At 75.2% G+C, this 18957-nt stretch carries 17 protein-coding genes; 6 read left to right on the top strand and 11 right to left on the bottom strand.

Translation table 11 applies throughout. The features are described from left to right. The first annotated feature begins 140 nt into the window (after positions 1-140). Positions 141-461: a hypothetical protein gene (locus ABD352_RS15020; RefSeq protein WP_344612961.1), complete on the top strand. Its 321-nt coding sequence runs from the start codon at positions 141-143 to the stop codon at positions 459-461. Positions 462-673: 212 nt separating this feature from the next. Here the strand turns inward: ABD352_RS15020 and ABD352_RS15015 are convergent, their stop codons facing one another. Further along, positions 674-1270, bottom strand: a complete 597-nt coding sequence (locus tag ABD352_RS15015) for a helix-turn-helix domain-containing protein (protein WP_344612960.1) — start codon at positions 1268-1270, stop codon at positions 674-676. 206 nt (positions 1271-1476) lie between these two features. On the opposite strand from ABD352_RS15015, the gene ABD352_RS15010 reads away from it, so the two are divergent. Further along, positions 1477-3075, top strand: a complete 1599-nt coding sequence (locus ABD352_RS15010) for an MFS transporter (RefSeq protein ID WP_344612959.1) — start codon at positions 1477-1479, stop codon at positions 3073-3075. A 27-nt stretch (positions 3076-3102) separates the two neighbouring features. Here ABD352_RS15010 and ABD352_RS15005 read toward each other — a convergent pair whose 3' ends face one another. Together ABD352_RS15005 and ABD352_RS15000 are read right to left on the bottom strand one after the other, a co-directional pair. Further along, positions 3103-4545, bottom strand: a complete 1443-nt coding sequence (locus tag ABD352_RS15005) for an alpha/beta hydrolase (RefSeq protein WP_344612958.1) — start codon at positions 4543-4545, stop codon at positions 3103-3105. A gap of 162 nt (positions 4546-4707) precedes the next feature. Then, positions 4708-5271 (bottom strand): hypothetical protein, encoded by a 564-nt coding sequence (locus ABD352_RS15000; RefSeq protein ID WP_344612957.1) that lies wholly within the window; start codon positions 5269-5271, stop codon positions 4708-4710. Positions 5272-5379: 108 nt separating this feature from the next. On the opposite strand from ABD352_RS15000, the gene ABD352_RS14995 reads away from it, so the two are divergent. Both ABD352_RS14995 and ABD352_RS14990 read left to right on the top strand, forming a co-directional pair. Next, positions 5380-6495 (top strand): sensor histidine kinase, encoded by a 1116-nt coding sequence (locus ABD352_RS14995; RefSeq protein ID WP_344612956.1) that lies wholly within the window; start codon positions 5380-5382, stop codon positions 6493-6495. Continuing rightward, positions 6492-7133, top strand: a complete 642-nt coding sequence (locus tag ABD352_RS14990; protein ID WP_344612955.1) for a response regulator — start codon at positions 6492-6494, stop codon at positions 7131-7133. The genes ABD352_RS14995 and ABD352_RS14990 overlap by 4 nt, the downstream gene beginning before the upstream one ends. Positions 7134-7152: 19 nt before the next feature. Here the strand turns inward: ABD352_RS14990 and ABD352_RS14985 are convergent, their stop codons facing one another. Both ABD352_RS14985 and ABD352_RS14980 read right to left on the bottom strand, forming a co-directional pair. After that, on the bottom strand, positions 7153-7602 hold the full coding sequence (locus ABD352_RS14985; protein ID WP_344612954.1) for a MarR family winged helix-turn-helix transcriptional regulator: 450 nt from the start codon (positions 7600-7602) through the stop codon (positions 7153-7155). A gap of 52 nt (positions 7603-7654) precedes the next feature. Then, on the bottom strand, positions 7655-9247 hold the full coding sequence (locus ABD352_RS14980) for a methyl-accepting chemotaxis protein (protein ID WP_344612953.1): 1593 nt from the start codon (positions 9245-9247) through the stop codon (positions 7655-7657). A gap of 139 nt (positions 9248-9386) precedes the next feature. Here ABD352_RS14980 and ABD352_RS14975 point away from each other — a divergent pair, with 139 nt between their 5' ends. Then, complete coding sequence (locus tag ABD352_RS14975) at positions 9387-11012, top strand: diguanylate cyclase domain-containing protein (protein ID WP_344612952.1); 1626 nt, start codon at positions 9387-9389, stop codon at positions 11010-11012. Positions 11013-11014: 2 nt separating this feature from the next. On the opposite strand, the gene ABD352_RS14970 is transcribed toward ABD352_RS14975, so the two are convergent. The 5 genes from ABD352_RS14970 to ABD352_RS14950 are packed head-to-tail and all read right to left on the bottom strand — an operon-like array spanning position 11015 to position 16341. After that, entirely contained in the window at positions 11015-11911 is an 897-nt protein-coding gene (locus tag ABD352_RS14970) for an NAD-dependent epimerase/dehydratase family protein (RefSeq protein ID WP_344612951.1), read from the bottom strand. Next, on the bottom strand, positions 11896-13422 hold the full coding sequence (locus ABD352_RS14965; protein ID WP_344612950.1) for a class I adenylate-forming enzyme family protein: 1527 nt from the start codon (positions 13420-13422) through the stop codon (positions 11896-11898). Before ABD352_RS14965 ends, ABD352_RS14970 begins: the two co-directional genes overlap by 16 nt. Further along, positions 13419-14579 (bottom strand): cytochrome P450, encoded by a 1161-nt coding sequence (locus tag ABD352_RS14960; RefSeq protein ID WP_344612949.1) that lies wholly within the window; start codon positions 14577-14579, stop codon positions 13419-13421. Before ABD352_RS14960 ends, ABD352_RS14965 begins: the two co-directional genes overlap by 4 nt. Beyond that, positions 14576-15313 carry a glycosyltransferase gene (locus tag ABD352_RS14955; RefSeq protein WP_344612948.1) on the bottom strand — a complete coding sequence of 246 codons (738 nt, stop codon included), beginning with the start codon at positions 15311-15313 and terminating at the stop codon, positions 14576-14578. The genes ABD352_RS14960 and ABD352_RS14955 overlap by 4 nt, the downstream gene beginning before the upstream one ends. Further along, entirely contained in the window at positions 15310-16341 is a 1032-nt protein-coding gene (locus ABD352_RS14950; RefSeq protein WP_344612947.1) for a 3-oxoacyl-ACP synthase III family protein, read from the bottom strand. Before ABD352_RS14950 ends, ABD352_RS14955 begins: the two co-directional genes overlap by 4 nt. A gap of 23 nt (positions 16342-16364) precedes the next feature. On the opposite strand from ABD352_RS14950, the gene ABD352_RS14945 reads away from it, so the two are divergent. Continuing rightward, on the top strand, positions 16365-17555 hold the full coding sequence (locus ABD352_RS14945; RefSeq protein WP_344612946.1) for a cytochrome P450: 1191 nt from the start codon (positions 16365-16367) through the stop codon (positions 17553-17555). Between the two features lie 6 nt (positions 17556-17561). Here the strand turns inward: ABD352_RS14945 and ABD352_RS14940 are convergent, their stop codons facing one another. Then, positions 17562-18935, bottom strand: coding sequence for an alpha,alpha-trehalose-phosphate synthase (UDP-forming) (locus ABD352_RS14940; RefSeq protein ID WP_344612945.1), 1374 nt, complete (start codon positions 18933-18935; stop codon positions 17562-17564). Positions 18936-18957: the final 22 nt, after the last annotated feature.

The following is an 18957-nucleotide window of genomic DNA, read 5'->3' as shown; positions in this document are numbered from 1 at the left end:
CCGCGGATCCTCAGGGACGTGCACACGCTGGGCAGTGCACTGCGGTCGCCCGGCTGATCCGTCGCCTCGCAGTCATCGATGCACGACCGGCCGCCAGCGGCCGTGACGACCCCAAGAATCGGCCTTCTCCGGGAGGAACAATGAGCAACTTCGGAATGCAACAAGCCCAGCAAGCTGCCCAGCGGGCGGCGCAACAGGCGCAGCAGGCGGCGCAGCGCAGTGGTGAACTGTCTCGGCGCGCCGCGCAGCAGGCGGCCGACAACGCACGGCGGGCCGCGTCGGCGCACCATGACGCGGCGCGCCGGAGCCGGGAGTCATCCGGCTACCGGCAAGGTAGGTCCCGGCGGTCGTCGATGTCGATCGTGTGGAAACTGATCCTCGTCGTGGTACTCGTCGCCATCGGCTATGCCATCTACACGGTCGCCAAGGACTCCATCGGTAGTTTCATCAGCACCGTATGACCCAGATCGACGACTACTGGGCGCGGACGACCAGGTCCGCGCCTCCCTGGCGCCGTTTCGGACCCGAACCTGACCAGAAGCCCCGACGATTTGGCTCGGCTACCTCACGAGTGCCGGCTTCGGCGAGATGCGCGCCGCATCCAGGGCGCCGGCGCAAACCCTGAGCCGGCATTCGGCAGGTCCTGCGACGCCCAGCAGTGCGGCGCCTCCGCTCAGGCGGACGCTTCCGCTTTCGGTGCGGCGCGCACGTGCGCGCGTTCGCCTTGCCGGCCGACGAGGCTGAGGAACTCGACGGGGCCGGTCGCGGTGGCGCCGAACCAGTGTGGTGTGCGGGTGTCGAACTCGGCCGCCTCGCCCGGGCCGAGGAGCAGGTCGTGTTCGCCCAGCACGAGGCGAAGCGTGCCGTTGAGGACGTAGACCCAGTCGTAGCCCTCATGGGTTCGAAGCTGGGGTGGCGTGTCGTCGCTGCTGGCCGGTAGCACGAACTTGTAGGCCTGGATTCCGCCGGGTCGCCGGGTGAGCGGGATGATCGCCGACCCGTCGGCGCAGGCGACGGGACGCAGGTGTATTCGTGGGTCGCCGGTGGCGGGCGCGTCGACGAGCTCGTCGAGGGTGACGCCGTGCGCCCGGGCGAGCGGCAGCAGCTGTTCCAGTGTGGGACGGCGCAGGCCTGCTTCGAGCCGCGACAGGGTGCTCACGGAGATGCCGGTCCGCTCCGCCAGGTCGGTCAACGTCATCTCGGTGCGCAGGCGCAGCCGTTTGAGCCGCGGCCCGACGGCGTCGAGCGTGCGCTCAAACTCCTCGTCCATGCCCTCCACTTTGCCATTCGGCAACGTAGCTTGCCAACTGGGCGGTGGGTGACGACTCTTTCGGTATGGCCCACGACCTGGAGAAACCCGGTTTGTGCGGCCTCGTGGAGCGCACTCGGCCGCGCGTGAGCAGCACGACGTAGTCGTGCGAGCCACGCGGGCCCTGACCCGCGCCAGTGACCCGTACACCAACTCGAAGGACAACCGTGAGTACCAACGCTTCCCCGAAGCCGGCCGGCGCCGGTGCGGTCACGATCGACGATCCGCGGCGGCGACGCGCGGTCATGCTCGGCGTATGCCTGGCGCTGATGGCGGTCATCGCCTCGGTGTCGGGGCTGAACGTGGCTCAGCCGGACATCACCGTCGAGTTCGGCAGCTCGCAGAGCGGCGTTCTGTGGATCATCAACATCTACACCATCACCCTTGCCGCGTTGCTGTTGCCGCTGGGTGCGGTGGGTGACCGGTGGGGCCGTAAACCCGTACTGCTGATCGGCCTGGCGCTGTTCGGCGTCGCCAGTGCGGCCGCGGGCCTGGCCACCTCGGCGGGGATGCTGCTGGCCTCGCGGGTTGTCGCCGGGATCGGCGCGGCGATGATCATGCCGGTGACCCTCGCCGTGATCACGTCGAGCTTCCCGGCGCAGGCCCGGTCGCAGGCGATCGGGGTGTGGACCGGGGTCGCCGGTGCCGGCGGGCTGATCGGGATGTTCCTGTCGGCGGTGCTGGTCGATGTCGCGAGCTGGCGGTGGTTGTTCGTCCTGCCGGTGGTACTCGTCCTCGCCGCGGTCGTGGTGGCGGTGCGGTCGATCCCGGACTCCCGCGAGGCATTCGCGTACGGTTTCGACTTCTTCGGTGCGCTGAGCTCCATCATTGCGGTGGTCGGTCTGATCCTGGTGCTGCACGAGGGACCCGAGCGCGGGTGGACCCACCCGGTGACGGTGGTGAGCCTGGTCGTCGGAGCCGTCGCCGCGGTGGCATTCGTGGTCGGCGAGTCGCGGCGGGAAGGCCCGCTGCTGGACGTCGGCCTGTTCCGGCAGCGGGGACTGTCCAGCGGGTCGGTGACGTTGCTGGCGGTCTTCGGCGTGCAGGCCGGTGTCGCCGTCGTCCTCTATCCGTTCTTCCAGGCGGTGCTGGGCTGGTCCGGGTTGCTGGCCACCGTGGCGATCCTGCCGATGGCGCTGCTCATGATGGTCAGCTCCGGGCTGGCACCCAAGATCGCCGCTCGGATCGGCGGCCGCGCGACGATGGCGCTGGGTATCGCGCTGGGCGCGGTGGGGCTGGCCTTGATGGCCCTCCTCGTGTCGGTCGAGGGCGGCTATCCGTCGGTGCTGCCGGGCATCGCCGCGATGGGCCTGGGCATGGGTCTGGCGATGACGCCCTCCACCGAGGCGATCACCTCCTCGCTGCCCCGTTCGCAGCAGGGCGTGGCGTCCGCACTCAACGACGTCACGCGCGAGTTCGGCACCGCGCTCGGCGTGGCACTGCTGGGCGCGGCCCTGACCGCCGGGTACCGCGCGGCGATCGGACCCCGCCTCGAAGGCGTTGCGGACGACACCGCCGCGACCGCTCGCGAAGGAGTGTCCAACGCCCTCGCCGTGGCCGACGCGGCCGGCCCTCAGGCCGGCACGCTGGTCACTGCCGCCAAGGAGTCCTTCGTCGACGGCTGGCAGCAGGGCATGTGGGTCGGCGTCGGCGTCCTGGCCGTCCTGCTGGTGCTCGTCCTGGTCCGCGGACCGCGCAGGTCCACGACCAGCGACTCACCCGCCGATGCTCCCGCTGACCCCGGCGTCCCGGCCGACGCCCATTGATGGCAGGAAGGCCCCGAGGCCGGGCGGTCAGGCTCGATGGGGGTGCCCCGGGGCGGGCGCCAGGCCGCTGGTGGCCATCTCGTCGCACAGCTGGGGCAGCACCCGCGCGAAGCCGACGCTCGCGAACTGCCAGTTGTGCCCGCCGGTGTCGACGAACCGGTGGGTGACGAGCCCGGCCCGGGTGGCGTCGGCGGCCAGTTGCTCGCCGACGGCGATGCCGCGGGTGTCGTCGGCGCCGGCGCCGAACCACAGCGTCACGCCGGAGTACCGGCGGGTGCTCAGCAGCCACGCCGGGTCGTGCGCCTGCTCGGCGGCGAGGCTGCCGCCGAACAGGGCGCTCAGGGTGTGCGCGGGGCTGCCGAGGTTGGGCCGCGCGTCGCCGCCGAAGTCGATGACGTGCCGGTAGATGTCGGGATGACCGAGGACGAGGTCCAGGGCGCAGGTGCCGCCCTCGGAGAACCCGGCGATGCCCCAGCTCGACGGGTTGTGCTGGATCTGCAGGGTGCCGGTGATGAACGCGGGCACGTCGACGGTCAGGTAGGTCTCGGCGTTGCCCTGGGGGCTGTCGATGCACTCGGTGTCGCCGGTGGCGGAGCCGTTCTGGTCGACGACCACCAGCACCGGCGCCCGCCCGTTGTGGGCCGCGGCGTAGGCGTCGTCGGTGGCCTGGCCGTGCCCGGACTTGAGCCAGTTGATCGGGGTGCCGGGCGAGCCGACCAGCATGATGAGGACCGGCAGCGTCGCGCGGGCGGGGCCGAAGTAGGCCGGCGGCAGGAACACGACGCCGGGGCGGTGCCTGAAGTGCGACCGGGTGGCCGGGGCGTCGAGGCTGACGATCACGCCGTTCGCGGGCGGATCGCCGCCGGGTGCGGCGACGCCGCCGATCAGGTCGTGCGCCTGCTGGCCGCCGATGGCCCCGGAGTGGCCGAGCACATCGCCGATCTGTGGCCAGATGCCGTACTGCTGGTCGATGAGCATGAACGCCCCGGCGATCGTCGCCGGCACCGCGACCACGGCCGCCGCCTTGCGCCAGGCGAGCGAGCGGCCGTCGCGCCGGCGCAGGACCAGCGGGCATCCCGCGAGCGCGGCGAACCCGGCGCCGACCCAGAGCGCGAACGACGGCGGGTAGGCGTCCGTCACCGTGGCGGTGATCCACAGGGTGAGCGCGACCGCGCCGACGAGCACGGCGACCGACAGCAGCAGGATCGGCAGCGTGCGGGTGATCCACCGCCGCTCCCGGCTCCACAACGCGGCGAGCAGCAGCGCGCAGCCCGTCGCCTCGAAGCCGACGGCCACGGCGCGGTCGAGCAGCGGCACGTGATCGAATGCCCCGCCCAAGGCCGCCCAGGTCAGCCCGGTCGCCGCGAGCCCCGCCGCGACCGTGGCCACCGCCGCGGCGACCCGACGGCCGCGCGGCCGTCTGTGCCTCGTGCGTTCGGGCGCGGCGAGAACCGCGTGGTAGATCCCCATGACCCCTAGCCCCCCGGCCGAGACTCCACCATGGCAGACGCCGGAAAGGTATCCACCCGCCCGCGTCCACGGCAACAGCGGACCGTAACCGGGCGGTGGCGTTCGCGGGCGGACGCCGCCTGGGGCGGCGAAATGTCGCACAGTGACCGGCTGAGGCCCGCGTCAGCGGTTGGGCCCGCGGCCCGGGGTGAGGGTGTGCAGCAGGTGGGCCACCGTCACCCACACCGGCCAGCCGATCAGCCACACCGCGAGCACCACGCCGAGCAGCTGGGTCATGCCCTGCAGCGCCTCCGTGCGGGCCGGGTCGCCGATCCACCAGCGGCCCGCCTGCAGCAGGGCGGCGGCGATCGCGGCGGCGAGGACGGCCTTGCCCCACTCGCGCCACTCGTACCGCACCCGCCCCACGCCCCGCTTCGGCACCTTGCGCGGCGGCGGACCGCCGGCGAACCGGTGCGCGAACCGCGCGTCGGCCCAGCGGATCATCGAGGGGCCGAACGCGACGGAGAAGCCGAGGAACACAGCGGCCAGCGCGTGCGGGCGCCCCGCCTCGCCGCCGCCGCGCAGGTCGAGGGCGGCGGCGACGAGCAGCGCCACGTCGACGACGGGGGTGGCGGCGAGCAGCACCGCACCCGCCCGGGGGCGGCGCAGCGGGTAGCGGGCGAGCAGGCCGGCGACCAGCAGCACCCAGAACGCGATCTCGCACCCGGCGATCCAAGCGATCAGCATGGTTCCAGGCTCGCCGCGGATCGGGGCCGCCGCCTCGGCCTCGGCGACGGTTGCCGTACATCCTTCGTCGCATTTCCGCGCCGTACGCCGGGATGGAAAAATCGGGGCGTGAAAGGCCGCGCCGTGGATCTCGTGCTCGCCGGCAGCGGCCTGTGCGCCGGTGCGCTCATGTTCGTCACCGGCCAGTGGCAGGCCCGGGTCGCACCGGCGTGGCTGTTCGTGCCGCTGGTGGTGTGCTGCGGGGCGCTGCTGCTGCGCCGGACCGCCCCGCTGGCCAGCGTGCTCGTGGGCACGGCCGCGGTCGCCGGGGACGTCGTCATCGGGCCGTCGCTGGCCACGCCGCTGGTGTACACCCAGGTGCTGTACGACGCCTGCCTGCACGGACGGGCGGCGCTGGCCCGGGCGCTGCTGGCGGTCAGCGTGATCGGCTCGGTGGTCACCGCCGCGGTGTGCCTCGTCGTCGTGCGCGACGTGCGCGCGCTCGGGCTCGCCGTGCTCCTCGCGCTCGTCACCGTCGTGCCGATCCTCACCGGCTCCCACGTGCGCCACCACCGCGACCAGGCGACCATCGCCCGCCGCTCGGCCGAGCAGGTGGCCCGGCTGGCCGAGGCCGACCGGGCCAACGCGGTCGCCGCCGAGCGGGCCGGGATGGCGCGGGAGCTGCACGACGTCATCGCCAACCACCTCAGCGCGGCGGCCATCCACGCGACCGCGGCGCTGTCGGCCGACCTCGGCCCGGACGGCACCCGGCAGGCGCTCACCGTCATCCGGGAGAACAGCGTGCAAGGCCTGGCCGAGATGCGGCGGATGATCGGGTTCCTGCGCGACCCCGCGGCCGTCGCGGAGGCCGCGCCCGGCGGTCTGGCCGCCCTCGACGACCTCGTCGCGCGCTGCGGCGTGCCGGTCGGGCTGAGCGTGACCGGCGCACCGGAGCGGGTGCCGGTGAGCGTGGACCTGGCGGCGTACCGCATCCTGCAGGAGTCGCTGGCCAACGCCCTCAAGCACGGCGACGGGGGCCCGGTCGCGGTCGCCGTCGCGTGCACGGCGGCCGCCGTCGACCTGCGCGTGGACTCCGGGCTGGCCCGCCGCCCGGTCCCGGGGCTCGGCGGCGCCGGCCTCATCGGCATGCGCGAGCGGGCCGCGCTGCTCGGCGGCACGCTCACCGCCGGCCCCGACGGCGACCGCTGGATCGTCGCCGCCCACCTGCCGCTGGACGCGCCGTGACGGCGGTGCGGGTGCTCGTCGCCGACGACCAGCCGGCGGTACGGGCGGGCCTGGTCCTCATCCTGCGCTCGGCGCCCGGTCTGGAGGTGGTCGGCGAGGCCCCCGACGGCGCCGCGGCGGTCGAGCTGGCCCTGCGGCTGCGCCCCGACGTGGTGCTCATGGACCTGCGCATGCCGCGCCTCGACGGGGTCGCCGCGACCCGTGAGCTCGTCGCCGCGGGCGTGCGCGGGGTGCTGGCCCTGACCACGTTCGACGTCGACGAGTACCTCTTCGGCGCGCTGCGGGCGGGCGCGGCGGGCTTCCTGCTCAAGGACGCCTCGGCCGACGAGCTCGTGGCCGCGGTGCGCGCGGTGGCCCGCGGCGACGGCGTCGTCTCCCCGGCCGTCACCCGCCGTGTGCTGGCCGCCTTCGAGGAGTCGCCGAAGGACCGCAAGGACCCTGCCGTGGTACCGCTGGGGCTGCTCACCTCCCGCGAGCGCGACGTCCTGGACTGCCTCGGCGAGGGCCTCTCCAACGCGGCGATCGCCGCCCGGCTCGGCATCGCCGAGGCCACCGCCAAGACCCACGTCAGCCGCATCCTGGCCAAGCTGGGCCTGGAGAGCCGCATGCAGGCCGCCCTGGCGGCCCGGCAGCAGTAGCCTACGCAGCGCCGCCAGCCTACGCGGCGCCGCCGGCCTCCACGCCGAGCGCGGCAAGGACCCGGTCGAGGGCCGCCCGGTCGCCTTCCGGCAGTGCCGCGGTGAGCTCCTCGTCGAGCTGGCGGGCGGCCGCCGCGCACACCGCCAGCAGCTCGCGTCCGTGCTCGGTGAGCGCGAGAACCTGCCGGCGCCGGTCCCGCGCGTCCCGCGTCCGGGCGACCGCGCCGACCGACTCGAGGTGGTCGGCGAGCGCCACCACCAGGCTGGGCGCGACCCCCAGCCGCACGGCCAGGTCCTGCTGCGAGGCGACCCGGCCGGCGTCCAGCGCCGTCATGAGCGCGAGGTGCCGGGGCTTGAGACCGTGCCGCTCGATCCGCGCCGCGAACCGGCTATTCGCCAGGGCGCCGAGCGCGCCGAGGCGGTACACGACCGTCTCCGCCAGCCCCGACCCGCGCCCGACCTCGTTCACGACCCCGATGATACGCGGCCGCGAATGGTTCACCGACTGAACGATTGGGCGCTCAGACGTGGTAGGTGGCGACGGTACTGCGCAGCTCGTGCGCCATCCGCGCCAGCTCGGCCGCGGTCGCCTGGGTCTGGGTGGCGCTGGCGCTGACCAGGCCGGAGCTCTCGGTCACCTCCGCGATGGTGCCGGCGATGCCGGCCGAGCCCTCGGCGGCACGGCCGACCCGGCGGGCGATCTCGCCGGTGACGGCGGTCTGCTCCTCCACCGCGGCGGCGATCGTGGCCGTGTAGTCGTTGATGGTGCCGATCACGCCGGCGATCTCGCCGATCGCCCGGACCGTGCCGGTGGTCTCCTGCTGCATCGACCCGACCTGGCCGGAGATCTGCTCGGTCGCCCGGGCGGTCTCCCGGGCCAGGTCCTTGACCTCGCCGGCGACGATCGCGAAGCCCTTGCCGGCCTCCCCGGCCCGGGCCGCCTCGATGGTGGCGTTGAGGGCGAGGAGGTTGGTCTGCTCGGCGATCGAGGTGATGAGCGCGACGATCGAGGTGATCTCGGCCGAGGCGTCGCCGAGCCGCACCACGCTGTCGTTGGTGCGCTGGGCGGTCTGCGCGGCGGTGGCGGCGACCCCGGCGGCCCGCGCGGCGTTGCCGGCGATCTCCTTGATCGCGGCGGTCATCTCGTCGGTCGAGGCGGCGACCGCCTGGACGTGGTGGGAGACGTCGTCGGCGCCGTGGGCCACCGAGGTGACCTGCGCGGTGGTGCCTTCGGCCGCGGCGGCCAGGTGGCTGGAGACCGTCGAGAGCTGCTCGGAGGCGGCGGCGACCTGGTCGGAGGCCGCGCCGACCTGGCGGACCATGTCGGCGACCGCGGCGGCGGTGCCGTTGAGCGTGGCGGCGACCTGGCCGATCTCGTCGCGGTGGTGGACGGCGACCCGGGCGGTCAGGTCGCCGGCGCCGATGCGGTGCAGGGCGGCGACGCAGGCGCGCAGCGGGCGGGTGATGAGGCGGCCGATGCCCAGCGCCAGGCCGATGCCGAACACGAAGCTGAGCGCCAGCATGACGACCACCTCGAGCCGGGTGCTGCGGTAGCGGTTCTCCGCGAAGGTGTCCTCGTCGTTGGCCCGCTGCGCGGTCGCCGACTCCAGCGTCGACAGGGCGCTGCGCACGCCCGCGGCGATGGTGCCGGCGCTCGTGCGGGCCTGGGCCGCGGCGGCGCCGTCGCCGCGGTCGTCGGCGGGCAGCAGGGTGCCGTTGACGGTGTCGAGGTAGCGCTGCCAGCCGGCGTCGAAGGCGTCCAGGGCGGTCACCTGGGCCGCGTCGAGCCCGAGCCCGCGCACGGCCGCCGCGGCGGCGCTGACCTGCGCGTCGAGGCTGTCGAGGCCCTGCTTGGCGGCGGCCCGGGCCGCGGCGTCGGCGGAGAGGGAGTGCTCGTCGACGGCGACGACGGCCTGCATCACCACGTCGCGCAGGGTTCCGGTGGCCTGCAGCTGGCGGCTGTAGGTGTTCATCTTGCCGACCTGGTCGTTGACCGCGCCGAGGCTGGCCAGCGCGGTGATGCCGTCGCCGAGGCTGAACAGCGCCACCACCAGCACCGCCAGCAGGATTTTCGTGCCGACTCTTCGGTCCGCGATCATCTGGATGGGGTGCATGGGGCCGCGGTTCCTTCCGACAGCCCGACAGTAGGACGGAACCGCGCCCGCACGCGCCCGAACCGGGACCTTGCAACCGGGGGCACCCGGTTGCCGCGATTCCCTCCAGCCGGGCCCGCGGCGGCCGATTCGGCACGACGTGGAGCCCATCGCCGAGGCGGATCCGCCGACTGGCCGGCGCCGGATGCTGGCCTGGCTGGTGGTACTGGTGGTGGCGCTGTCCGGCGCCGGCGCGACGGCCGTGGCCGTGGTGGAGGTCAACCGGGCCGAGGAGCGCTACGCCGCACAGCTCATGGACCGCTACGACGACGACGTGGAGCGGGCGGTCACCGCCCAGGCGTCGGTGTTCGCCAACACCCTCACCGACCTCGCCGCCGCCGTCGGCGCCCAGGATGAGCTCACCGCCGTCGGCTTCGCCGAGATCATGTCCGGGCTGAACCGGCAGCGGCTGCCCGGCGCCAGCGGCATCGCCTTCGTGGTGCCCGCCACCGACGCGCAGACCGCGGCGGTGCAGGCCGAGTGGCAGCGGGCCGGCGCCACCGATCTGCGGCTGACCCCGGCCGGCGGCGCGGCCGAGCACCTCTACATCGTGCTCGACCGGCCGTTCGACGGCGCGGCGAGCCTCGCCGGGCGGGACCTCAGCGTCACCCCGCAGCTGGTGGAGGCGGTGCACGTGGCCGGTCGGACCGGCGCGTTCACGATCGGCGCCGCCTACGTGCTGATGAAGGACCGCGGGCTGCCGGTCGCGCAGCAGCAGAGCTCGTTCACCGTCAGCATGCCCGTGCTCGGCCGCGCCGGCACCCCCGACGCCGGGGCGCTGCGCGGCTGGCTGGTCATGGGCGTGCGCGGCGGCGACTTCCTCGACCAGGTGCTGCACCTGGAGGCCCGCGGCGCCGTGCACATCCGGCTCAGCGACGCCTCGACCACCCCGGCCCAGACGATCGCCGCGGTCACCGCCGGCACCGCCCTGGCCGGCGACCGGCTGCGCCGGGGCCACACGCTGACCGTCGGCCAGCGCCGCTGGGACCTCAGCCTGACCCCGACCACCCGGCTGCTGGGCGCCACCGACCGGCGCCTGGCCCTGATGACCGGGCTCGGCGGCGCCGCCCTGTCGGTGCTGCTGACCGCGCTGGTGGCGATCCTGGCCGGGGCCCGCAACCGGGCGATGGCCCAGGTCGACGAGGCCACCACGGCGCTGCGCCGGGACATCGCGCGGCGCAAGGCGACCGAGGAGCTGCTGCGCGAGCGCGAGCTGGAGCTGCGCCGGCTCGCGCTGCACGACCCCCTCACGGGCCTGGCCAACCGCATCCTGCTGCGCGAGCGGGTGCAGCACGCGCTGGACACGCACGCCCGCTCCGGCCACGTCTTCGCCGTGCTGTTCATCGACCTCGACGGCTTCAAACAGGTCAACGACTCGCTCGGGCACGCCGCCGGGGACGCGCTGCTGCGCCAGGTCTCCACCCGGCTCGCCCAGTGCGTGCGGGCCAGCGACACGGTGTCGCGCTACGGCGGTGACGAGTTCGCGGTCCTCGCCGAGCAGCTGGCCGCGGCCGAGGACGCGCTGGTGACGGCCGAGCGCATCCTGGCCGCGGTCCCGGTGCCGTACGACCTGGACGGCACCACGGTGACCGTGTCGGCGAGCGTCGGCATCGCGCTCAACGCCGACCACCTCACGACCGACGACATCCTGCGCGCCGCCGACGAGGCGATGTACCGCGCCAAGACCTCCGGCAAGGACCGCGCCGTGCTCGCGTCCGGCTTCTGACCTCAGCCGCCGAGCCAGCCGGCGGCGCCCTCGAAGGAGGTGGGGGCCGGATCGAGGCCGAGGCGGGTGCGGGCGGCGCCGAGATCGAGGGTGCGCTCCAGGCCGAGGTGGCTGATGGCGTACCGCGTGAGCCGGGGCGGTCCGGGCCGGCGGGCCAGGCGCCAGGCGGCCTCGACCGCTCCCGCGGCCAGCCAGGCCGGGCGCAGCGGCAGGCCGCGGACCCGCACGTCCCGCCCGAGGGCACGCATCAGCTCGCCCAGCGCGGCGCCGACGGTGAGCGGCGCGGCGTCGGCGACGTTGTAGACCCCGGGCGGCGCGTCGGGGGCGCAGGCGCGCAGGGCGGCGGTCACCAGGTTGTCGATCGACGTCAGGGACTGCCGGGCCCGGCCGTCGCCGACGATCCACAGCGTGCGGCCGCGCACGGCGGACAGCACGCGCGGCAGCAGCACCCGGTCGCCCGGCCCGTAGACGGCGTGCGGGCGCAGCACGACCGTGTCCGGGCGGCCGGCGAGGAGCCGCTCGGCGGCGGCCTTGGAGGCGGCGTACGCGGTCAGGTACCGCGCCACGGGCGCCTCGTCCTCGCGGGCCTGGACGGTCGGCCGGAACGGGTCGTAGACGCTCGCCGAGGAGATGTGCACCAGCCGTACCGCCGGGAAGGTCTCGGCGACGTGCCGGGTGCCCTCGAGGTTGGTCCGCCAGGTCGGGCCGGGCGGGCCCCAGTCGTTGACGGCGGCGGCGCAGTGCACGACCGCGTCCACGCGGGGCGGGTCGGGTAGCGGGCCGTCGTCGATGTTCCACTCGCGGCGGCCGAGCGCGTGCACGTGCCAGCCGGCGGCGGTCGCGGCGCGGCACACCGCCCCGCCGACGAAGCCGGTCGCGCCGGTCACCGCGATGCGCACTGCCGCTCCAGCATCCGGCGCAGGGCCTCGCGGTCGGGCTTGGCCGTGCGGCCGGTCACCGGCACGGCCGCCACGGCGACGATCTCGTCGGGCAGGGCGCCGGCGTCGATGAGCGCGGGCAGGGCGGCGCGGACCGTGGCCACGACCGGCTCGGCCGGCCCGTCCGGGACGATCGCGAGCACGACCTTCTCGTCGCCGGCGAGGCCGGTGGGCAGGCCGACCAGGACCGCCTGGGCGACGCCGTCGAGGCGGGCGATCGCGGGCTCGTACAGGCCGGGGTAGATGTTCACGCGACCCCGGATGATCATGTCCTTCTTGCGGCCGACGAGCACGATGCGGTCCCCGTCGAGGCGGGCCAGGTCGCCGGTGGCGTGCTCGGCCAGCGGGGGCTCCCCGAGGTACCCCCGGCACAGGTTCGGGCCGCGCACGAGCAGCTCGCCGTCGGGCGCGGTGCGGACCCGCACGCCGGGCAGCGCGGTGCCGGCGAGGTCGCCGGGGCCGTCGTGCGCGAGCTTCTCCTCGGCGGTGGCGGCGGCGACCGGCACGATCTCGGTCATGCCGTACACCGTGAGCAGCTCGACCCCCGGCAGCAGCGCCGTGGCCCGGCGCAGCAGCGGGGGCGGGACGGGTGCGCCGCCGAGCATGACGCTGCGCAGGCCGGTCGGGGCCGGGACGCGGCCGGCGGCGATCGCGTCGAGGACGGCGGCGAAGTCGGCCGGCACGCAGAAGGTGTGCGTGACGCCGCGCAGCCCGGAGGCGTACCGCACCGGCTCGGCCGAAGCCGCCAGCCCGTAGGGCGGCATCGTCCACAGCGCACCGGCGACCAGCGCGGGCAGGCCGAGCATCAGCTGGTCGGTGTGCACGACGTCGGCCGGGCCGAGCGCGCACCGCCCGGCCAGGACGCTGAGCCCGGCGCCGAGCGAGCCGCGGGTGTGCACGACGGCCCTTGGCGCGGCCGTGGTCCCGGAGGTGAACACGATGAGCGCCTCCCGGTCCGGCGCGTCGTCCACGGTGGACATCGTCGGCCCGGCGGCGAGGCGGCCCGCGGCGTGCGCCCCGCGCGGCACGCCGGGCAGCCACCGCCCGGCGTAGACGTGCCGGACCGGCAGCCGGTCGAAGGCGGGCAGCAGCAGCCCGCGGCGACGGGCCGCCCAGCGGGTCGCGCGGAAGGCGCTCGCGGCGTAGAGCAGCGACTCGGCCGCGGCCCAGCGCGGGCCGGTGAGCGCCAGCCGGGCCGCGAACAGCTCGGGCCCGGCGCCGGGGTCGGCGAAGACGACCGTGCCGCCGGCCGCGACGATGCCCAGGGCCAGCACGACGCCGGCGGGCTCGGGGCGGACCGAGAACAGCACGCGGTCCCCCGGCTCGAGGCCGGCCGCGCGCAGCCCCCCGGCGGTGGCCCGGATGCGCCCGCCGAGCTCCCGGTACGTCAGCCGCAGCGCCCCGGAGCGCAGCGCGGGCGCGTCGCCGCGCTCGTCGCACGTGGCGAGCAACGCCGTCAGCAGGTCGGTCATGCGCGGGCCAGCACGAGCTTGGCGTACCCCGGGATCAGCACCCGCGCGGCCGCCCGCCGCTGCCGCACGGCGAGCGGCCCGGCCTCGCGCCAGGCGGCCAGGACGGCGCCGAGGATGGCGTCGATCTCGGCCAGGGCCAGGGGCATCCCGAGACAGTAGTGCGCGCCCGCGCCGAACCACAGCTGCCGCAGCTCCGGCGGGTGCGGCCGTTCGGGATCAAACGACCCGGACGCGCGGGCGCACGACAACGTCATGATGACCACCCGGTCGCCCGGCGCGACGGGCACCCGGCCGACCCGCCCGGGCGCGGCCACCCCGCGGAGCATGACCGGCGACGGCACGGTGTAGCGCAGCGCCTCGCTCACCACGGCGTCGGTGCGGGCCGGGTCGGCGGCCAGGCGGGCCAGCCAGCCGCTGTCGTGGGCCAGCGCGACCAGCCGCGGCACGAACGACACCAGCGTCTCCGTGCCGGTGAGCACGAACGCGGCGACGGCGCCACGGGCCTCGTCCTCGGTGAGGCCGAGCTGGCGCATCCGGCCCGGCACGGTACCGGCGGCGGCGTCGCGGTAAGCGGTCACGGCCGGGGCGGTCAGCTCGGCCATGACCTCGCGGGCCCGGGCGACCTGCGGCGGGGTCAGGCCGCGGCGGGTCAGCCGGACCATCGCGGTGACCTCGGTGCCGCGGGCGAACATCGCGTCGAAGCGGTCCGGGTCGGGCGGCAGGCCGACGAGCTCGGCGATGACCGCCCCGGCGCAGCGGCGCACCTCGGCGACGAGGTCGACCGGCTCCCCGGCGGCCAGCCGCGCGGTCATGCCGGCGAGGACGCCGGCCAGGACCCGCTCGCACAGCCCCCGCACGGCCGCCGGGGTGAACAGGCCGGACAGCTTGCGGCGCAGCCGGGCGTGGTCCTCCCCCGCCATGTTGAGCAGCACGCTGGGGCCGAGCACCGGGGTCCACAGGTCGGCGGGGGCGCCCGGGGCGGCCTTGCTGAACGTGCCGGTGTCGGTGAGCACCGCCCGCGCGGTCGCGGCGTCGTTGACGACCACGCCGAGGCCGGGCACCCGCACGACCGGGCCGAGCCGGGCCAGGCCACGGGCGAGCGGGAAGAGCAGCGGGTGCGCGGCCAGCTGGAGGCGCCGCTCCCAGCGGGCGGTCACCGGATGTCTACAACGGACGGACGGTAGCGGTGGTCGGCGTACCAGGCGAGGGTGCGGCGCAGCCCCCACGCCCGCACCCGCCGCGTCGAGCCGCGCACGGTGACGTCGCGGCGCAGCCCGTAGGCGGGGGTCAGCCGGCGCACCGCGTTGACGAGGGCCCGGTCCTCGTGCAGCTCCTCGATGGCCGTGCGCGGGAAGCCGCCCGCCCGCTCGTAGAGGCCGGCGGCGATGGCCATGTTGCAGCCGGGGGCCATCACGTACGGGCCGAGGTAGGCGGGGTCGCGGTTGCCGGGGCGGAACTTGCCGAACCAGGCGGCCACCTCGACGGCGGTGGGGAGCAGCCAGCGGTACCGGCCCGGGAGCGGGCCCTCGTCGGTGCGCGGCAGCAGCCGGCCGGCGACGAGCTCGAGGCCGTCGCCGAACGCGGCCCGGATGCGGGCGGTCCAGTCCGGGTCCGGCAGGCAGTCGGCGTCGGTGCGGGCGAGATGGGTGGCGCCGTGGGCGATGGCGAAGCGCATGCCGGTGTCGGCGGCCGCGCCGGTGCCCTTGCGCGTCTCCCCGATGACGTGCGCCGTCGCCGCGTGCGCGCGCACGACGTCGGCGGTGCCGTCGGTCGAGTTGTTGTCGACCACCACCACCGTGAAGTCGGGGTCGTCCTGCGCCGCCAGGGCGTCCAGCGTCGCGGCGATGCCGGGCGCCTCGTTGTACGCCGGAATCACCACCCAGAGGTTCACAGCCGGATCACCGTCATGCCCAGGCTGATGCCCCCGCCCAGGCCGACGAGCGCGATCAGGTCGCCCGGCCCGGCCCGCCCGGTCTCCAGGGCCACCGACAGCTGCAGCGGCAGGCTCGCCGAGGCGACGTTGCCGTGCTCGGGCAGCGTCACCACGACCCGGTCGGCCGGCACGCCGATGCGGTCGCGGACCTCCTCCAGGAACCCCAGCGACACCTGGTGCAGCCCGACGAACGCGAAGTCGTCCCACGTCAGGCCCAGCCGGCGCACGGTGTCGTGCAGCACCTGCGGGCCCAGCGCCGAGAACGCGTCGCGGAGCCGGTCGCCGTCGATGCGGAAGTAGGTGTACTCCTCGTCGCGCGGGTGCGCCGAGCCCCCCGCCGGAAGCGTCCCGACGTCCCACACGCGCGAGTTCGCGGCCGCGCCGAAGCCGAGAATCCCGGGCCCGCCCGGCACCGCGTCGGCGGCGCACAGCAGCAGGGCGGCGCCGGCGTCGGACAGCGTGTAGCCGGCGAACGCGGTGCGGAACGCGGCGATGTCCGGCACCCGCCAGCGCACCGCCCGCGACGGCGACTCCCCGCCGGCGATGAGCACCCGCCCGTAGCGGCCGGCGGCGATGAGCGCGTCGGCGATCTCCATCGCGTTGAGCACGCTGTTGCAGGCGTTCTTCACGTCGAAGACCGGACAGCCCAGCCCGAGCTTCTCGGCAACGATGTGCGCGGTCGCCGGCTCCACCATGTCCTGGCTGGCCGAGGCGAAGATCAGCAGGTCGACGTCGCGGGGCGCGGTGCCGGAGCCGGCGAGCACCTTCTGCGCGGCGGCCACGGCGAGGTCGGAGGCCTGCCAGTCGTCCGGCATCTCGTGCCGGTGCTCGACGCCGCTGACCCGGCGGATCAGCCCGGCCGGCGGGGCGAACCCGTCGCTGCGCGCCGCGATGCGCTCCTCCACGCCGCGGCTGGACAGCCTGTCCGCGGGCAGGTGGACCGCCACCCCGCCGAGCACGGAGACCCGTCGATCCAACGCTCCCACACGCGGACGGTACCATGATCGTTGTGGCCCTCACCCCCGCCCGGCGGCACGAGCTGCGGTTACTGGCGGCCAGCCGGCCCGCCCTGCCCGTCCTGCTGACCCTCGGGCGGTTCGCCCGGCCGATCCGCCGGATGCCCGGCCTCGGGTGGCTGGTCGCCGACCCGGTGACCGCCCGGCTGATCCTCAACGACGGCGAGCACTTCACGCTGCTGGGCGAGGGCGGCGTCGGGCACCTGTGGGCCCAGGTCCTCGGCGACTGGGTCTACGACGCCTTCGACGGCGCCGGGCACCACGCCCTGCGGACCAAGGCCCGGGAGCTGTTCACCGAGGACAACGCGGCCGAGCTGGTCGCCCGGGTGGCCGGCCCGCGCCTGCGGCGGTGCACCGAGGCCCTCGACGCCGGGGAGACGGTCGACGTCGCCGACCTGGGGCGGGTCATCGTCGGGCGGATCGTCGCCGATCTGCTCGGCCTTCGCATCGGTACGGCGGACAGCCCCGACGACGACGCCCCGTACCGGGCCGTGTTCAACACCGGCGAGGAGCTCGCCGCCCTGGCGCTGGGCAGCACCGCCTCCACCCACCTGCCCGACGCCACCGTCGCCGCCGCCAAGGCCATCGTGGCGAGGATGACCGGCGGCGTCGCCGAGGCCTGGCGCACCGCCCCGCCGGACACCCTGCTGGGCCGCTGCCGCGAGCTGGGCCTGGGCCTGCGCGAGACCGAGGGCCTGGCCGTGCTGCTCACGGTGGCCGGCACCGAGACCGCGGCCAGCGCCATGGCCCGCACGGTCGCCCTGCTGCACGACACCGGCGAGCAGCACCGCCTGCGGGCCGAGCCGGACCGGATCGCCGACGCCGTCCGGGAGGGCCTGCGCGTCACCACGCCCGCCCCGGTGATCGGCCGCTCCGTCCGCGCCGACGTGGACGTCGCCGGCCGGCGCCTCCGGGCGGGCGAGCGGGTCATGATGCTGACCTGGACCGCCAACAACGCCCCGGGCGGCTTCGACCTGGCCCGCCCCTACCTGCCCGAGAACCGCCAGCTGTGGTTCGGCGCCGGCCGCCACCTGTGCCTCGGCGCCCCCGTCGCCCGGGCCGAGCTCACCGCCCTGCTGCGCGCCATCCTGGCGACCGGCCGGCCGTGGAAGATCGTCGAGCGCCGCTACGGCCGCCGGGTGCTGATCCCGACGTACCACACGCTGGGCATCGCCCTCGCCTGAACAGGCTCAGCGCCCGAGGGCGTCGAGGAACTCCTGGGCCCAGCGGTTCACGTCGTGATCGGCGATGTGGGCGCGCATGCGGCGCATCCGGGCGGTCAGATCGGCCGGGTCGGCGCGCAGCGCGGCGGCGATGCCCCGCTCCAGGTCGTCCGTGTCGTACGGGTTGACCTGGAAGGCGTCGGGCAGTTCCTCGGCGGCCCCGGTGAACTCGCTCAGGACCAGGGCGCCCCGCTCGTCGCTGCGGGCGGCGACGTACTCCTTGGCGACCAGGTTCATGCCGTCGCGCAGGGGGGTGACGAGCATGAGGTCAGCGGCGAGGTACAGGGCGACCAGCTCCTCGCGGGTGCGGGACTGGAACAGGTAGTGCACGGGGGCCTTGCCGACGTCACCGAACTCGCCGTTGATCCGGCCGACCTCGCGCTCGACCCGCTCGCGCAGCTGCTGGTACTGCGCCACCCGCATCCGGCTCGGGGTGGCCACCTGCACCAGCACCGCCTCGCGGTTGCTGATCGTGCCGTCGTCCAGCAGCTCGCCGTACGCCTCGATGCGCTGTTCGATGCCCTTGGTGTAGTCCAGCCGGTCCACGCCGAGCAGCAGCGTCCGGTCGCCGCCCAGTTCCCGGCGCAGTCGTCGCGACTCGGCCCGCACGGTGTGATCCGCGGCCAGCTTCTCGATCTCGCCGACGTCGATCGAGATCGGGAAGGCCCTCGCCGTGACGGTTCGGCCGTCGTACCGTACCTGCTCCCCCTCCGGCTGCAGTCCCAGCAGCCGCGCCGACAGCTGCAGGAAGTTGTGCGCCGCCAGCGACTGCTGGAAGCCGACCAGGTCGGCCCCGAGCAGCCCGCGCAGCAGGTCGACCCGGCGCGGTAGCTGCATGAACAGCTCGACCGGCGGGAACGGGATGTGCAGGAAGAACCCGATGCGCAGGTCCGGCCGGGCCTCGCGCAGCATGGCCGGCACCAGCAGCAGCTGGTAGTCGTGCACCCACACCGTGGCGCCCTCGGCGGCGACCCGCGCGGCCGCGTCGGCGAAGCGCCGGTTGACCTCCTCGTAGGCCACCCGCCACGCCCGGCGGTGCACGGGCGTCTCGACCCCGTGGTGGAACAGCGGCCAGATCGTCGAGTTGGACTGCCCCTCGTAGTAGCGGTCGACGTCCTCCGCGCTGAGCTGTACCGGCAGCAGCCGTACCCCGTCGTGCTCGAACGGCTCGACGTCGTCGCCCGGCACGCCGATCCAGCCCACCCAGGCGCCGTGCGCGCCGCGCGCGATCGGCTCGAGCGCGCTCACCAGCCCGCCCGGGCTTCGGGTCCATCCATCGTCTGTCCGATCGACGGGGAGCCGGTTGGCCACCACGACGAACGAGTACCGGCGCGAGTCCACGGAGCCTCCGTACCCGCCCGCG

Origin of the sequence: Dactylosporangium salmoneum (assembly GCF_039532525.1) — a bacterium.
GTDB classification, from domain to species: domain Bacteria; phylum Actinomycetota; class Actinomycetes; order Mycobacteriales; family Micromonosporaceae; genus Dactylosporangium; species Dactylosporangium salmoneum.
This window is presented reverse-complemented; position numbering and strand designations above follow the sequence as displayed.

Excerpts from the sequence above, each read along its gene's own strand:
- ABD352_RS15020 (WP_344612961.1), top strand. The coding sequence starts at position 141 with ATGAGCAACTTCGGAATGCAACAAGCCCAGCAAGCTGCCCAGCGGGCG.
- ABD352_RS15015 (WP_344612960.1), bottom strand. The coding sequence starts at position 1,270 with ATGGACGAGGAGTTTGAGCGCACGCTCGACGCCGTCGGGCCGCGGCTC.
- ABD352_RS15005 (WP_344612958.1), bottom strand. The coding sequence starts at position 4,545 with ATGGGGATCTACCACGCGGTTCTCGCCGCGCCCGAACGCACGAGGCAC.
- ABD352_RS15000 (WP_344612957.1), bottom strand. The coding sequence starts at position 5,271 with ATGCTGATCGCTTGGATCGCCGGGTGCGAGATCGCGTTCTGGGTGCTG.
- ABD352_RS14980 (WP_344612953.1), bottom strand. The coding sequence starts at position 9,247 with ATGCACCCCATCCAGATGATCGCGGACCGAAGAGTCGGCACGAAAATC.
- ABD352_RS14965 (WP_344612950.1), bottom strand. The coding sequence starts at position 13,422 with ATGACCGACCTGCTGACGGCGTTGCTCGCCACGTGCGACGAGCGCGGC.